General features: G+C 43.4%; 15 protein-coding genes. 10 read left to right on the plus strand and 5 right to left on the minus strand.

The window, feature by feature from the left end:
* Window positions 1-61: 61 nt before the first annotated feature.
* Together RIG66_RS04240 and RIG66_RS04245 are read right to left on the minus strand one after the other, a co-directional pair.
* Complete coding sequence (locus tag RIG66_RS04240; RefSeq protein WP_446375518.1) at window positions 62-1,321, minus strand: RNA-guided endonuclease InsQ/TnpB family protein; 1,260 nt, start codon at window positions 1,319-1,321, stop codon at window positions 62-64.
* A gap of 201 nt (window positions 1,322-1,522) precedes the next feature.
* The gene (locus RIG66_RS04245) at window positions 1,523-1,840 is read right to left on the minus strand and encodes a TIGR03792 family protein (RefSeq protein ID WP_446375520.1); all 318 of its coding nucleotides are present in this window, start codon (window positions 1,838-1,840) and stop codon (window positions 1,523-1,525) included.
* 205 nt (window positions 1,841-2,045) lie between these two features.
* Here RIG66_RS04245 and RIG66_RS04250 point away from each other — a divergent pair, with 205 nt between their 5' ends.
* Together RIG66_RS04250 and RIG66_RS04255 are read left to right on the plus strand one after the other, a co-directional pair.
* Window positions 2,046-2,369 (plus strand): phasin family protein, encoded by a 324-nt coding sequence (locus RIG66_RS04250; RefSeq protein ID WP_044209078.1) that lies wholly within the window; start codon window positions 2,046-2,048, stop codon window positions 2,367-2,369.
* 26 nt (window positions 2,370-2,395) lie between these two features.
* The gene (locus RIG66_RS04255) at window positions 2,396-2,947 is read left to right on the plus strand and encodes an FKBP-type peptidyl-prolyl cis-trans isomerase (RefSeq protein WP_446375522.1); all 552 of its coding nucleotides are present in this window, start codon (window positions 2,396-2,398) and stop codon (window positions 2,945-2,947) included.
* Window positions 2,948-3,062: 115 nt separating this feature from the next.
* On the opposite strand, the gene dnaB is transcribed toward RIG66_RS04255, so the two are convergent.
* The 3 genes from dnaB to gloB form a co-directional block, all read right to left on the minus strand.
* Window positions 3,063-4,409 carry a replicative DNA helicase gene (gene dnaB, locus RIG66_RS04260; protein ID WP_446375523.1) on the minus strand — a complete coding sequence of 449 codons (1,347 nt, stop codon included), beginning with the start codon at window positions 4,407-4,409 and terminating at the stop codon, window positions 3,063-3,065.
* 213 nt (window positions 4,410-4,622) lie between these two features.
* Window positions 4,623-5,081, minus strand: a complete 459-nt coding sequence (rplI, locus tag RIG66_RS04265; protein WP_006103244.1) for a 50S ribosomal protein L9 — start codon at window positions 5,079-5,081, stop codon at window positions 4,623-4,625.
* A 127-nt stretch (window positions 5,082-5,208) separates the two neighbouring features.
* Window positions 5,209-5,982: a hydroxyacylglutathione hydrolase gene (gene gloB, locus RIG66_RS04270; RefSeq protein WP_446375525.1), complete on the minus strand. Its 774-nt coding sequence runs from the start codon at window positions 5,980-5,982 to the stop codon at window positions 5,209-5,211.
* A 235-nt stretch (window positions 5,983-6,217) separates the two neighbouring features.
* On the opposite strand from gloB, the gene RIG66_RS04275 reads away from it, so the two are divergent.
* The 8 genes from RIG66_RS04275 (at window position 6,218) to rpmA (ending at window position 14,010) form a co-directional block, all read left to right on the plus strand.
* Complete coding sequence (locus RIG66_RS04275; protein ID WP_446375527.1) at window positions 6,218-6,424, plus strand: hypothetical protein; 207 nt, start codon at window positions 6,218-6,220, stop codon at window positions 6,422-6,424.
* On the plus strand, window positions 6,412-7,620 hold the full coding sequence (locus tag RIG66_RS04280) for a glycosyltransferase family 4 protein (RefSeq protein WP_446375529.1): 1,209 nt from the start codon (window positions 6,412-6,414) through the stop codon (window positions 7,618-7,620). The genes RIG66_RS04275 and RIG66_RS04280 overlap by 13 nt, the downstream gene beginning before the upstream one ends.
* 36 nt (window positions 7,621-7,656) lie before the next feature.
* Window positions 7,657-9,666, plus strand: coding sequence for an ABC transporter ATP-binding protein (locus RIG66_RS04285; RefSeq protein WP_446375531.1), 2,010 nt, complete (start codon window positions 7,657-7,659; stop codon window positions 9,664-9,666).
* A gap of 42 nt (window positions 9,667-9,708) precedes the next feature.
* Window positions 9,709-10,917 carry a glycosyltransferase gene (locus RIG66_RS04290; RefSeq protein ID WP_446375533.1) on the plus strand — a complete coding sequence of 403 codons (1,209 nt, stop codon included), beginning with the start codon at window positions 9,709-9,711 and terminating at the stop codon, window positions 10,915-10,917.
* A gap of 98 nt (window positions 10,918-11,015) precedes the next feature.
* Window positions 11,016-11,882, plus strand: coding sequence for a sulfotransferase domain-containing protein (locus RIG66_RS04295; RefSeq protein WP_446375535.1), 867 nt, complete (start codon window positions 11,016-11,018; stop codon window positions 11,880-11,882).
* A gap of 62 nt (window positions 11,883-11,944) precedes the next feature.
* On the plus strand, window positions 11,945-12,862 hold the full coding sequence (locus RIG66_RS04300; protein ID WP_446375537.1) for a polysaccharide pyruvyl transferase family protein: 918 nt from the start codon (window positions 11,945-11,947) through the stop codon (window positions 12,860-12,862).
* Between the two features lie 376 nt (window positions 12,863-13,238).
* The gene (gene rplU / locus RIG66_RS04305; protein WP_446375539.1) at window positions 13,239-13,682 is read left to right on the plus strand and encodes a 50S ribosomal protein L21; all 444 of its coding nucleotides are present in this window, start codon (window positions 13,239-13,241) and stop codon (window positions 13,680-13,682) included.
* Window positions 13,683-13,722: 40 nt separating this feature from the next.
* On the plus strand, window positions 13,723-14,010 hold the full coding sequence (gene rpmA, locus RIG66_RS04310) for a 50S ribosomal protein L27 (RefSeq protein ID WP_446339739.1): 288 nt from the start codon (window positions 13,723-13,725) through the stop codon (window positions 14,008-14,010).
* Window positions 14,011-14,174: the final 164 nt, after the last annotated feature.

The following is a 14,174-nucleotide window of genomic DNA, read 5'->3' on the forward strand; positions in this document are numbered from 1 at the left end:
CAGGTCTAACGGTGACATCCTCCCACACCAAATCGAAGATTATGGTGTGGGCTTCCAAACCTCACGAATTGGCATTCCTAGTTTTTCTCTTACGAGGTTTCGCCTCTGACCTAGATGAAGTTATCTCCATCCCCGGCAGACCGACTACATAGGCGTTTTCTATTCCGCAGAGTCCCTGCGTACTGATAAGTTTTAGACCACGCAACCTAATTACTTCTGATGCTGCATGATCTCTATCCGTTTCGTATCCACATTCATCACATTTATGAATCCGTTCGGAAAGCTCTTTCTTCCCTGTATGCGTGTTGCACTTAGGACAGGTTTGAGAGGTTCCATCTGGATTGACTCTCTGGAAGTAGACTTGATGCTTTTTGGCTACCCATTCGAGCAAGTTGAGAAACTGACCAAAAGCCGCATCGAGAGTATGCTTTCTCAGCATACCCCTGGACATCGCTTTCAAGTTCAAGTCCTCAACAAACACCATCCCGATACCTTCTTTGGTACACAGATGGTTAGCCAGTTTGAACTGCCAATCTTTCCGAACGCTGGTGATGTGGTTGTGGAATCTGGCAACCTTAATTCGAGCCTTTTCGCGGTTTGATGAACCCTTTTTCGTTCTGGCATACTTGCGTTGCAGCAATTCCAGCTCGCGGTACAAGGATGTCAGGAATCGGGGTCTAGCGATAAACTCTCTATCCGAAGTTGTCAGGAATTTCTCCAATCCCAAGTCGATACCAATGGCATTCCCGTGAGGTTGAGCTTCAGGTATCGAGTCGGGAGACTCTATCGTGACTACTACTTCCCATCTATCTGCTTTCCTCAATACCCGTGCTTGCTTGAGTACAAATCCTTCTGGGATAGGTCGGTGCAAGTTGATGGACATCTTCCCCACTTTAGGAAGGTTGATTTGCCATCCGGTAATTGGGTTGGTCTTGAATTGAGGGAACAGCATGGACTTCATTTGTCCAAACTTCTTGAAGCGTGGAAAGCCAAACCCCCTCTGTTGGAAATAATTCCAAGCGTCGTGCAATCTCCGAATCGTAGTTTGCAGAACTTGAGAAGGAGCTTCTCCGAGCAATGGGAATTCTTTCTTGGCCTTGGGAAGTGCGTTTTGCTGGTTGTAGTAGGTGGGAAATGGCTTGTCGGCTGGAATGATGTATTCTCGCGTCCTAGAACAATAGTCCAGACTACACTTACGCGAATTCACCCAATCCTTGATTTCCCGCAAAGCATAGTTGTATACCTTGCGAGAAATCTCCAACCAATGCAGCATTGTTTGCTCTTGGGTGGCGTCGGGATAAATTCGGTAGCAGTAGTTCATGATCAGAGTCATGCCACTAATTATAACACAGAATTAGTGGTCGATAAACCTATATCCTTTGCTGATTTTACGCCTGTTTGACCGGATAAAATCAGCTTGGGGGTGTCTGTATCCCGTCGCTAAAATGTCGGGCGCAACAACTACGTTGTTTTAAATCGCCCTTATTTATAGCGAGGGACTTATCCACCCCCAAACACCCAGTTAACTAATGGGGGTTTGGGGGAATTTTCTCACTTGATATTCACTCGCCTGAATCATCTGATACGCTTTGCCAAACTCCTGCTCGAACTGCTGTTGGGTTCCCTCCAACTGCTCTTGTGGAACAGCTTTCCACTGTTCACGGCTTGTCCAACGAATGATCAGGATGACTTCGGTGGGTGTTTCTGGCTCAATCCAGACTTCTTTGCTGATAAATCCCGGACAGCGAGCCAGCATCGATGTCCAGATTTCGGCATCTTTCTGAATAAAGGTTTCCCGAAGTTCGGGCGAGACTCTAATTTTAAGATACTCAATTACCATATAAGACGCTTGATCGGTTACTGTGCAAACGGTTGAATCATACCAATTTCAAGTCAAAGATAGTCGCTTTTCTGCCCCTGCTTCTCGCTTTAGGCGGGTAAATACGGCAGCAGTTGTGGGCAAGATAGCACAAAATGGAACTGGGGGTTGGAATCAACCTCCCTTCCCCTATCCTGGGGTTAGCACCGAGTTACAGGAACAGCGTATGGATAATAGAGATTGGCTGAAGCAGTTATTGATGGTTGGTGTAGGCACAACCTCAATGGTTGCAGACAAACTACGAGAAGTTAGTGATGAATGGGTAAAAGATGGAAAAATTAATCCAGAGCAAGCCCAAGGATTCGTTGATGATATGGTGCAGCAGATCAAATCGGAACAAGGTAACTTTGAAGTCAACATGGAACGACAGCTACGGCATCTGTTGCAGGAGTTAGGTGTGCCTCGGCAAACGGAAGTGGATGAATTGCGGGGGCGCATTGATAGGTTGGAACGTCAAGTGCGGGATCTAGAAAATAAGCTGTGGCGTTAATCAAACATTGAATAGGAGGATAGATTTTGAGAGATATTCTAATCAGCTTAGGTGTTATTGTTGCCTGTGGATTGTTGTTGGTCATGACTCAACTCAGCGGTGGGAGTGCAACCGCCGACGAACTCAACCCAACCCAACCTCAACCCCTAACCCAAGTTACCCAGGCTAAACCAATCCCTGAAAATCAATCAATTGCTATGAGTACGGATTCAACTGAGGAACAGAACACCGAGCAGGAGGTTGTAACCACACCATCGGGTTTGAAATATATCGAACTCAAAGAAGGTGAAGGCGCACAACCCCAAAAAGGTCAAACCGTTGTGGTTCACTATACCGGAACCCTAGAGGATGGCACCAAGTTTGATAGTTCCCGCGATCGCAACCGTCCCTTTTCCTTTAAACTCGGTGCAGGACGGGTGATCAAAGGCTGGGATGAAGGCGTTGCCACGATGAAAGTGGGCGGACGTCGTCGGCTGATCATTCCCCCGGAATTGGGGTATGGCTCCCGTGGTGCAGGTGGCGTGATTCCGCCTAACGCGACTCTAATTTTTGATGTGGAATTACTAAAAATTAGCTGACTTAAGCTTTTAGCTTCAGCTTTTAGCCTTGGGTTTAAACCCAAGGCGGCTGGTGAGACATAAGACGAATGACGAATGACGAATGACGAATGACGAATGACGAATGACAAAATAATCACTGATTGGGATTGGCAAGATTGCGGAAGCGAGTATACTGAGGGTCGAAAATCAACTTCACGACACCAATGGGACCATTGCGATGTTTGGTAATAATCACTTCTGTGATCCCTTGATCAGGCGTATCCGGATGGTAATACTCATCCCGGTACAACATAATCACTAAGTCCGCATCTTGCTCAATCGAACCCGACTCTCTCAAATCAGACATCATCGGTCGCTTATTCGTCCGCGCCTCTACCCCTCGACTAAGCTGAGATAAGGCAATCACAGGAGTATTCAGTTCGCGGGCTAACCCTTTGAGAGAACGGGTAATCCGAGACAGTTCTTGGACTCGATTTTCACTACCACTCCCTTCCATTAACTGCAAGTAATCGATCAATACCAATCCCAGCGTTCCCCCTTGTTCTGCCTGGAGACGCCGCAGATTTGATCGCATCTGCATAACGGTGGGGTTAGGCGTATCCTCGATATAAATGGGTAATTCTGATAACGTTCCCAGCGCATGGGAGAGGGGTTCCCATTGATTTTGAGTAATTCGCCCCGTTCGCAAATAGTTACTTTCAATGCCCGCCTCGCTGGATAAAAGCCGCTGGACTAATTGCGCCTTGGACATTTCTAAACTAAAAATTGCGACAGGAAATCTGTTAGCAATATTGCGAGCCATAGCCAACGCAAAGCTAGTTTTACCCATTGAGGGTCTTCCCGCCACAATAATTAAATCAGAACGCCCAAACCCACCCGTTATCGCATCCAAGTCATAGAAATTAGAGGGTATACCGGGTAAGGCAAGTCCTTCATGAAGCGTTTCGATTTCCTGAAAGGCTTGAATTAATGTCTCAGAGATTGGCACTAACCCTTGTTGTGGACGCACCTGGGTCAAATTGAAAATTTTCTGTTCCGCTTGCTCAAGAACAAAGTCCAACGCCATCGGTGTCTCGTAACCCAATTGAACAATCTCATTTCCCGATTGGATAAGTTGACGGCGCAGGTACTTATCCATCACCAACGCCGCGTAGCGGTCAATATTCACGGCTGACACCGTGCGTTCAATTAACTGCGCTATCTTGCTCTGACCCCCCACCTTGTCTAATAATTTATGGTCATACAACCAAGAGGTAACGCTCATGAAATCCGTTGGCTTACCTTCATGGTGCAGAATAAAGGCAGATCTATAGATTTCTTGGTGAGCGCTAACGTAAAAGGCTTCTGGAGATAATAAATCTACCACTCGACTCATTGCTTCAGGATCAAGCATGATCCCACCCAAAATAGACTCCTCCGCCTCGATGTTTTGAGGCGGTACAGAGCTAGGGATGATTGAAAGGTTAAAGTTTGAAGCCATCGCCAGAGATAGCGAGTACAACCAGAGGGTAGGGGAGCAGGGGAGCGGGGGAGCGGAGGGCTGTAAGGTTCATACTACTTGCAGGTAACTCTAATTTAATTTCCTCTTTCCTGGTTCCCCTGGAAGGGCGGGTTTAGTTAGGTTATCGGGACAGTGCCAAACTGTTATCGGTAAAACCCGCCCCTACATCCGGAGACGTAGCATGCTACGTCTCTACATCGGAGCAACGTGAATTTCTATAACCGCCGTAACTTCTGGATGCAGTTTGACTTGTGCTTTGTAGAAACCGAGCTTGCTGATATCGGGAAGCGTGATTCCCCGACGATCTACCTCTTGGTTTGTGGTTTCTTGAATGGCTTCTGCTACATCAGCTGCCGTAACCGTACCAAAGATTGCCTCTTGTTCACCGACTTGCTTGCGGATGGTAAAGCGACCTATGGTTTCTAATGCTGTCTTACGGGCTTCAGCTTGCTGCTTTTCTTCGAGTAAACGTTGTCGCTCTTGTTCTTTACGCCGCTCAACTTGCTTAAGAATACCAGCAGTGGCTAAGGTTCCAATCCCATGGGGAATTAAATAATTACGAGCATAGCCAGGAGCGACGTCCACCAGTTCGCCGGATTTGCCTAACTTCCTAACGTCTTGATTTAAAACTAACTGTACACGTTTTGCCATTGTCTTTTTTGGGTACGGGCTATTTAACTTAGATACTGATGCTCACTCAGAATTTCAATCATACGAAAATTTGCTATCCGAGTGCAACTCGTGGTGTAGAGACGTAGCATGCTACGTCTCTACTGGGTTAAAACTGATCCTTCATTCCCCGCAATCGGGCAAAGGTTTGCACGGGTTCTGTACTGTTGACCGCTTCTTGCAGTGTCGGTTGTTCCCAGCGCAAAAAGGGATTCGTCAGTTTTTCGACGCTCAGTAAGGAGGGGACTGTTGCCTCTTTTCGACGACGAGCCGCTTCAACGTCAGTATAGCGGCTTTGTAAGTCTGGGTTGTTGGGATCAACGGTTTGGGCAAATTTAAGATTCTTTAGGGTGTATTCATGGGCGCACCAGATACGGGTGTTGTCCGGTAACCTTCGTAGCTTACTCAAGGAATCAACCATTTGTTTGGGTGTCCCTTCAAAAAGCCTGCCACATCCTCCGGCAAATATGGTGTCACCACAAAATAATTCACCCACATCATCACTGGTGACAGGGGGAAAATAGTAGGCAATATGTCCGCTAGTATGACCGGGAACAAAAAAGACTTCAGCCGTGCGATCGCTAAACTGAACCTCGTCTCCCTCTTGTAAAAATACCTGTTGTCCCGGAATTCTGCCACGATCGTGGGTTCCGCCATAGACACAGACATCGGGATATCGCTGAATTAATTCTTGATTTCCACCCACATGATCCCAATGATGATGAGTGTTAAAAATTGTTACTAACTCGGCATCCAGTTTTTCCAGATGCTGTAATACAGGTTGAGCCTCGGCTGGATCAACCACAGCAGCAATGTTCTGTTCAGGTTCATGCAGCAAAAAGATATAGTTATCTGAAAGGACTGGTAGTCGATGGACTTGCATATTAAATCGTTCCTCCTCAAAAAAGTCTGCTATCAATCATTTTCCCTATTCGACAGATAAACTACCTCAATGGCAAATCGTGTCAATAGGCATTAGATTAGAATGGAAATACTCAAGAGCCTTTAACCTTCATCCTATCTCTACTGCCGCTCACTCAGCTTGAGATGACGAACCTCGGTTAACTAGGCTATCGTAGTCGAAAATCTAGGTCACCGCTAAAAAAGACTAACCGCCCATGGCAGTAACTATTCAACGCCCCTCTAGTCCCGCGATCGCCTCAATTGTTGATCGGATTCTCGATACAGGTCAATTGAGCCGTTGGGAGTATCTTCAGTTGGTGACTACGATGCTTTCTGACTATAAAGTTACCGAAGAGGAACGTAGTTATATCAATCTGGTTTTGGATGAACGGCAAATGGGACGACTACAGTGGATCAGTTAAAAAAGACCAACGTGTTGAAACCCAAGCGAAAGATTTCATTAGTTGTCAGTGACTTATCGAGCAGTGGATCTGGCAGGTGGGGCGGTGCCGTGCGACCTTTTTTATTGTATAAAGCTCTCAAGAAACTCAATTATGAAGTCGAAGTTATAGGATTTGTTCCCCACGAGCAGAGTCTCGATATTCCGCATTCTGAAATTCCTATTATTACAATTCCCGCTTATAATTATCCAAAATTTATTATTTCAATTAATACTCTAATTAAGACTATTCAAGGCAATATTATTTATGCCAGCAAATTAAAACCAACAAGTTTTGGTGTTGCTCTTATTCAAAAATTTAAAACCCGATGCCCTGTTCTCTTAGATATAGACGATTGGGAGTTAAGTTGGTATGGAGGTGATGATTGGGCATACCGTCCTAGCATAAAACAATTCGCTAGAGACATTTTAAAACCCGAAGGCGCTCTTAGAAATCCGAATCATCCTGTTTATTTAAGGTTGACCGAAGGGTTAGTTTCCCAAGCTGATGTGATTACAACCCACACCCATTTCATGCAAGAACGGTTTGGTGGTGTATATCTACCTCAAGGCAAAGATACGACAGTATTCGATCCCAGTCACTATAATCCAGAAAGCAGTAGAAAACGATATGATCTGGCTAACTATCGAGTTCTCATGTTTCCAGGAGCGCCACGCCCTTATAAAGGTGTAGAAGATGTTTTAATCGCGCTGGATCAATTAAATGAGTCCGACTTAAGGCTTGTCATTGTTGGGGGGAGTCCTTATGATGATTATGATCATCAACTCATGGAAAAATGGGGACGTTGGATTATTAAGCTACCCAGATTACCTGTATCAGCAATGCCTGAAGTCGTTGCAGCGGCTCATATTGTAGTCGTTCCTCAGCGAGATACTCCAGCCGCTAAAGCCCAATTTCCGCTGAAACTAACTGATGCGATGGCAATGGGTAAACCAATTTTATCTACCCGCGTTGGCGACATTCCAGAAATTTTAGGAGACACGGGTTATCTGGTTGATGCCAGTTCTCCTGAACAAATTGCTGATAAAATTCGGTGGATATTTCAAAACTACCAAGAAGCAATTGAGCGAGGAAAACAAGCAAGAAAAAGGTGTATGGAGTGTTACAGTATAGATAAAATGGCAGATATACTATCTGAAGTGATTAGTCAATTATAGTTTTAAGTATTGATCCTACTAAAAAAATAAGACTTTATGGCTTCCAATTTATTATCAAAAGTTATTAGACGATATCCGATTCGAGTGGGGACAACGGTTCTCTTAGGATTATCGGGTGGATTATTTAACGGTATTGGTACAGCCCTAATCGCTCCGATCGTTTTAAATCTTTTAGGTATAGATTTAGATTTAAAAAGTGGTCCACCCATTCTCCAGGCGATTATGTCTCCCTTTAATAACCTGCCGGGAAATTATCGACTGGTAGCGATGGCGGGAGCTATTGTGGGACTAATTATTTTAAAAAATCTTTCTAATTATGCCAGTACATTAGCCTCCAGTTCGTTGAGACGCCGAATAACCTGTGATTTACGTGAAGCAGGAGTGAAATTATTACTAGACGTAGATATAGATTTTTACTCTCGCATGAAAGTCGGCGATCTAGTGAATCGCCTAGGTACAGAAATTGGTCGAGCCGCTGGAGAAGTCAGCACCATACTGAATATGATGGTGACGGTGACGAATGCCCTAGTATTTCTCGCCTTGCTACTGGCTCTTTCCTGGCAATTAACGTTAGCTTCAACAGTTTTAGTTGCTATTGTTGCATTAGTCAATCAATACTCAATTAGTCGTGCCAAAGCATTTGGTAAACAGCTATCAAGTCTGTCAAAAGCTTATTCGATTGCCGTGCTAGAAACGTTAAGCGGAATTCGACTCGTTAAATCTACCGGTAATGATGAGAGAGAGTATCAACGAATCCGGAAGCTAATCCGCGATCGCGAAAAGGCGGATTTTCAATCCCAGGCAAACAATGCAGCCATAGGACCTGTTGGTGAAGTGACTAGCATTGTCGGTTTGCTGGGGATTGTGTTTATGGGGCGAATATTTTTTGCTAGTCAGATAGAGGCTCTATCGGCGGTATTACTAAGTTTCCTCATCTTACTGCAACGGCTCTTACCGTTAATTTCCCAGTTAAATAAAGCCAGGGGTTCCTTAGCGAATAGTTCAGCCAGTGTGGAAGTAGCACATGACTTCTTGCGTTATGATAATAAGCCCTTTATGCAGCCGGGTTCTCAGCCTTATCATCCATTGAAAAAAGGAATTTATTTTGATCAGCTATCGTTTGCCTATCCGACTCAACCGAACAAGGTAGTGTTAAAAGAAGTTAATTTAGACTTACCTCGTGGGACAACATTAGCGTTAGTGGGAGCATCGGGTGCCGGTAAGTCAACGTTAGCAGATTTATTACCACGATTTTATGATCCCACAGAGGGGAGTATTACCCTAGATGGAATCGATTTACGGGAGTTTGATATCAAAAGTCTCCGTAATAATATGGGAATTGTTAGCCAAGATACGTTTTTGTTCAATACCTCGGTTCACGATAATATTGCCTATGCTCGACCAGATGCTTCCGAAAAAGATGTAATTGAAGCAGCACGACGGGCGAATGCCTTAGAATTTATCGAACAACTCCCTGGGGGGTTTAATACAATGATTGGCGATCGCGGGGTGCTATTATCAGGAGGACAGCGTCAGCGCCTTGCTATTGCTCGCGCTATTTTACAAAATCCGGATATCTTGATTCTGGACGAAGCTACGAGTGCATTAGATACGGTTTCTGAGCGTTTGGTGCAAGAAGCGCTGGAGGAATTGAGCCGCGATCGCACAACTCTGGTTATTGCTCACCGCCTTTCTACTGTGCAAAACGCCGATCAAATTGCGGTTTTAGAGAAAGGGTGTGTGATGGAAGTCGGAAAACACGAGGAACTTTTACGCAAAGGAGGATATTATGCACGGTTGTATCAGATGCAATTTGCTGAACATCCTCAAGGTACGCCCACTACAAATCCGGCTCTAATGAAAGCATCTCACGAAGTCCGAACCATGCTCAATTCCATGCTCGGTTCTATCCGGTTGTTAGCGGATGACTTAGTAGATACCCCAGAAGAAGAGAATGAATTACTAGAAGAATCTTATAGTTCAGCTATCAATATCCTCAATACTATTGAATTATTTGAGAATAGTGCTAAGCTTGCCCGAAAATAGGCATTCTTTTATTTTAACAAAATGTATAGATCATGAAAGATTATGAAAAAGTATTATATTTACTTTAGTAGAAAGTTATCTTTAGAACCGGGTACAGCCCATGAAATCCATGATGTTCTTTGTGCCAATGCAGCGGCAAATCTGGGCTACTCTACGGTTTTAATCTATCCTTATGAAAGTTCAAGTGATTCAAATTTACTTAATTTAATTTCGCCTTTCAATCCTAGACCTCCTAGTAAGGAATTTAAAGAATTTTATAATACTCAAGATAAGCTACAAGTGGCGCTTCTCCCTAAACCTTGGTTTATAGATAAAGGTGGGAAATTGACTAGCTTTAATACCCTACTATCCAAATACTATTTTCCGATACATATTCGCCCTCATACTCAAATCGTACACACACGGGATTGGAACTTTGTTAAAACAGCGGTAAAACAAGGAGTTCCCACGGTTTATGAACGTCACTACTATCAGGACAAACCCTTTGAACCAGAAATTGTTCACAATCCCTTCTTTCAAATTGCGATAACTCAGTCAGAAATTATCCGCGAAAGCTTGATTCAACATGGCATGCCTCCAGAGAAAGTGGTATGGCTCGATAACGGTTTTGATCCCTCCTTTCTAGTCAGACAACCTGAAGAAGCTGAAAGTTGGCGAAAAGAACTTTTGGCGAATGAACACCAACATCTTGCTGTTTATTCAGGAGCATTGCATCGTTTTAAAGGGATTGATGATTTAATTGATGCAGCTAAGGAGTTACCCCAAATACAATTTGCTCTGACAGGTGGAACAGAGTCACAAGTTAGTCATTACCAACAGATAATTGACCATAAAAATATTAATAATGTTAAACTATTAGGCTGGATTCTTCCACGAAGTAGATTGGTGAGTTTGTTGCAAGCTGCTGATGTTTTAGTTCATCCGCATTGTTCCGGCGATGCTGCCAATTTTACAAATCCAGTTAAGTTTTTTCAGTATATGGCTTCTGGCACTCCCATTGTAGTAACGGAAATCCCGCCCCTGATGAGATTTAAGGGATCTCCGATGATTGTAGCTTGGTGTCAACCTGATAATCCTACCTCACTTGCACAGTGTATTCAGCATGTTTTAAACACCTATCCAAGAAAAATAGAAGGCTATCCAGAAAGCATAGAATTTGCACGTCAGTTTTCTTGGGAAAATCGAATTGAGAAAATTATGAGCTATGTAGATGAGTCTATGCGTCCCAAAAATATAAATCAGCAGAATTAGTCCTAAATTATTGCCATAACTGTGACAGTAAAATTCCCTCTAATTCAATAGATTAAAAGTTAACTTACCCAAAGCCTAAAATTAGGAGGTTTTCTGAAATGAACTTTCGTAACAATGATAATTCTTTACTATGCTTTTTTGGACATCATAAATGTGGAACTCAGTGGATTCAGGGTATTCTACAGCAGCTTTGTCGTGAGCTAAATTTAAAATACAATTTTGCCTATGATTCCCGGATGTTTGATCATGACTTGAAATCTTTTATAGAGAAAGAGAAAACTGATTTTTTTTCCTATACAAATGCTAATCATGAAGATGTCAAAGATCTAAATAATTTTAAAGGATTTCATGTTATACGCGATCCGAGAGATATCGTTGTGTCGGGTTATTTCTCTCATCTCTATAGTCATCCTACTGATAAATCAAGTCGAATAAGAGAAGAAAGAGAAAAACTACAAAAGATTTCAAAAAATGAAGGCTTATTATTAGAGATGGAATTTAACAATAATGTATTCCAAGCTATGTATGAATGGAATTATGCTCTTGATAATGTCATGGAAATTAAAATGGAAGATTTAACTTCCAATTCGTACAGGACTTTTGTGGAGATTTTTCGATTTTTAGGATTAGTAAGTAAATCTCGTCCGACATTTAAGGAGAGATGGAGTCATCTACTGGCTATGAGTGCCTTACGAACTCAGGAATTGATTATTAAAGAACCCATTTTATACTTGCCTTTAACAACAGTTCCTTATGAAAGAATTCTTGGTATAATATATGAGAATGACTTTAAGAAAAAAACAGGGGGACGCAAGCCAGGTGAAGAAAATGTCCAAAGCCACTATCGTAAAGGAGTATCAGGAGATTGGAAAAACCACTTCAACGAAAAGCACATTGATGTCTTCAAACAAAAATATAATGAAGTTTTAATTAAACTAGGGTACGAGAAAGATGATAATTGGTAGTCTAGAGTCCCTAGGCTACAATAATACAAAGAAATATTGGATAATCAATCTAGACTAAAAAAATGAAGCTTTATTATTGTAAATATCCTGATGGAAGACAAAATTTTGGAGACCAACTCAATCTTTGGCTTTGGGAAAAACTCATTCCTGGGGTGCTTGATGAGGATGAGAGTATAGCATTTGTTGGCTTAGGTACTTTGATTAACGACGCTCTACCTAGACGTACACCAAGAGCTAAACAAAGAGTAATCTTTAGTACTGGAGCAGGTCAGGAAAAGGGAATGCCGGAGATAGATGAGTCTTATAAAATTTACTGCCTTCGCGGTCCTCTATCTGCCCAGGCAATTGGTTTGCCAACTGAATTAGCAGTAACAGATGGGGCGATTCTTTTAAGACGGCTCGTTAAGATAAACAACCGTAAGATACATAAATTTGCTTATATGCCTCACTATAATTTCGCTGGTGAAGCTTGGAAGTCAGTCTGCGAAGAACTTGGATTTGGCTATATCGATCCTAGCTGGTCAACGGACAAGGTTTTGTCATCTATTAACAATACTGAAATATTGCTCAGTGAAGCAATGCATGGCGCGATAGTTGCTGATGCACTCCGCGTCCCTTGGATTCCTATCGTTACGCACCCTACTATCCTAGCCTTGAAATGGCAAGATTGGTGCTTGTCTATCGGTGTGGAATACCAACCTGTACAAATGAAACGCCTACACCAACCTAGGAATACGGCTGGGGGATGGGCTAAAGTATCTGATAGCAAAAACGTAGATATTTTGAAGCCAGCGCGATTAGCTCGTGATTGGATAAGACAAAAATCGGCGGCATCACAACTTATTCGTATCGCCAAGAGTGTACGTCCAACTCTCAGCAGTGATACCCATATAGAAAACGTTACTGTTGAACTAGAGGAAAGACTTCAACAGTTTAGGAATGATGTGGAAGCTGGGTATTTCACCTCCTGTACAAGCTGATTGATCAGCAATTCTTTTTTGTCTGAGCCAGATAAACCTAACCTTAACCACAAAAACTCGAAGGTTTGCTACAGCTATAGAAAAATAAGGATATTCATTGACATGTCCCCAGTCAATCAGGGATGATAGTTAATTACGTGTATATTCCTGCTCGGATCAGGTCAAGATATACAAAAAGCGGCTCAAAGCCTTAGAGCAAAAGCGATTAATCGCTTCTCGACATGAGTTAAGATTATGGCAAAAGCTGTCATGGTGAGTACAACGGCAAGCTAGATATGACTCACGCTTGTGTACTTTTAGCCCTAACAGCCTAATCCGTTAGTCCCAACTCACCAATGAGCTAGCTACCTGTACGGCTACATTTAAGGACAATTCCATGAGTTACGCAATTATTGAGACAGGCGGAAAACAACTACGAGTTGAACCGGGTCGTTTTTACGACATTGAACTCCTCCCCGTTGAACCCGAAGAAAAAGTTACGATTGAACGGGTGTTGCTGGTTGAAAATGATGGTGATGTCACCATTGGTCAGCCTTGGGTTGATGGAGCAACCGTTGAAGGCACGGTAATGCGGCATTTTCGCGATCGCAAAATCCTGGTCTACAAGATGAAGCCGAAGAAGAAAACCCGCAAAAAGCGGGGACATCGCCAGGAAGTTACCCGTCTGATGGTTGATGCTATTAGTATGAATGGTTCAGTGTTAGCGGGTGCTAGCGCTGAATCCACAGAAACATCGACTCCGGCGACGCCTGTAGAGGTAATGCCAACTGAGGCTGAGGAGTCAGCCCCTGAAGCAACATCGGAAACTGCTTCAGAATAAAAATAGGAATCTACTCACACCATTAAAACAAGAGGAGACTATGGCTCACAAGAAAGGTACAGGTAGTACTCGTAACGGTCGTGACTCTAATGCCAAGCGGCTAGGAGTTAAACGCTTTGGCGGTCAAGTTGTCAAAGCCGGTAACATTTTAGTGCGTCAGCGGGGTACCAAATTTCATCCCGGCACCAATGTTGGTCGTGGCAAAGATGATACTCTATTTGCCCTGATTGATGGCACGGTGACGTTTGAGAGAAAGGGTAAATCTGGCAAGAAAGTGAGCATTTATCCAGTTGCGGCTGAAGCTGAACTGGCAACAGCTCAGGTTTAAATTTGTAGGTTGGGTCTCTTCCCCATCCGCGTCAACTTAAGGTGAAAAGCTCGGTTGAGCAAGGGTGTGGGGTGTCGGGTGTCGGGTGTCGGATGTCGGATGTCGGGTGTCGGATGTCGGATGTCGGGTGTCTGTTGGAGGCTAAAAAACCTAACACCTACCAC

The organism is Coleofasciculus sp. E2-BRE-01 (assembly GCF_040221695.1).
Classification (GTDB): domain Bacteria; phylum Cyanobacteriota; class Cyanobacteriia; order Cyanobacteriales; family Coleofasciculaceae; genus Coleofasciculus.

Coding starts and splice junctions, on each gene's coding strand:
- RIG66_RS04300 (WP_446375537.1), top strand. CDS start 11,945: ATGAAGCTTTATTATTGTAAATATCCTGATGGAAGACAAAATTTTGGA.
- RIG66_RS04290 (WP_446375533.1), top strand. CDS start 9,709: ATGAAAAAGTATTATATTTACTTTAGTAGAAAGTTATCTTTAGAACCG.
- dnaB (WP_446375523.1), bottom strand. CDS start 4,409: ATGGCTTCAAACTTTAACCTTTCAATCATCCCTAGCTCTGTACCGCCT.
- RIG66_RS04285 (WP_446375531.1), top strand. CDS start 7,657: ATGGCTTCCAATTTATTATCAAAAGTTATTAGACGATATCCGATTCGA.
- rplI (WP_006103244.1), bottom strand. CDS start 5,081: ATGGCAAAACGTGTACAGTTAGTTTTAAATCAAGACGTTAGGAAGTTA.
- RIG66_RS04245 (WP_446375520.1), bottom strand. CDS start 1,840: ATGGTAATTGAGTATCTTAAAATTAGAGTCTCGCCCGAACTTCGGGAA.
- RIG66_RS04250 (WP_044209078.1), top strand. CDS start 2,046: ATGGATAATAGAGATTGGCTGAAGCAGTTATTGATGGTTGGTGTAGGC.
- gloB (WP_446375525.1), bottom strand. CDS start 5,982: ATGCAAGTCCATCGACTACCAGTCCTTTCAGATAACTATATCTTTTTG.
- RIG66_RS04275 (WP_446375527.1), top strand. CDS start 6,218: ATGGCAGTAACTATTCAACGCCCCTCTAGTCCCGCGATCGCCTCAATT.
- rplU (WP_446375539.1), top strand. CDS start 13,239: ATGAGTTACGCAATTATTGAGACAGGCGGAAAACAACTACGAGTTGAA.
- RIG66_RS04295 (WP_446375535.1), top strand. CDS start 11,016: ATGAACTTTCGTAACAATGATAATTCTTTACTATGCTTTTTTGGACAT.
- rpmA (WP_446339739.1), top strand. CDS start 13,723: ATGGCTCACAAGAAAGGTACAGGTAGTACTCGTAACGGTCGTGACTCT.
- RIG66_RS04240 (WP_446375518.1), bottom strand. CDS start 1,321: ATGAACTACTGCTACCGAATTTATCCCGACGCCACCCAAGAGCAAACA.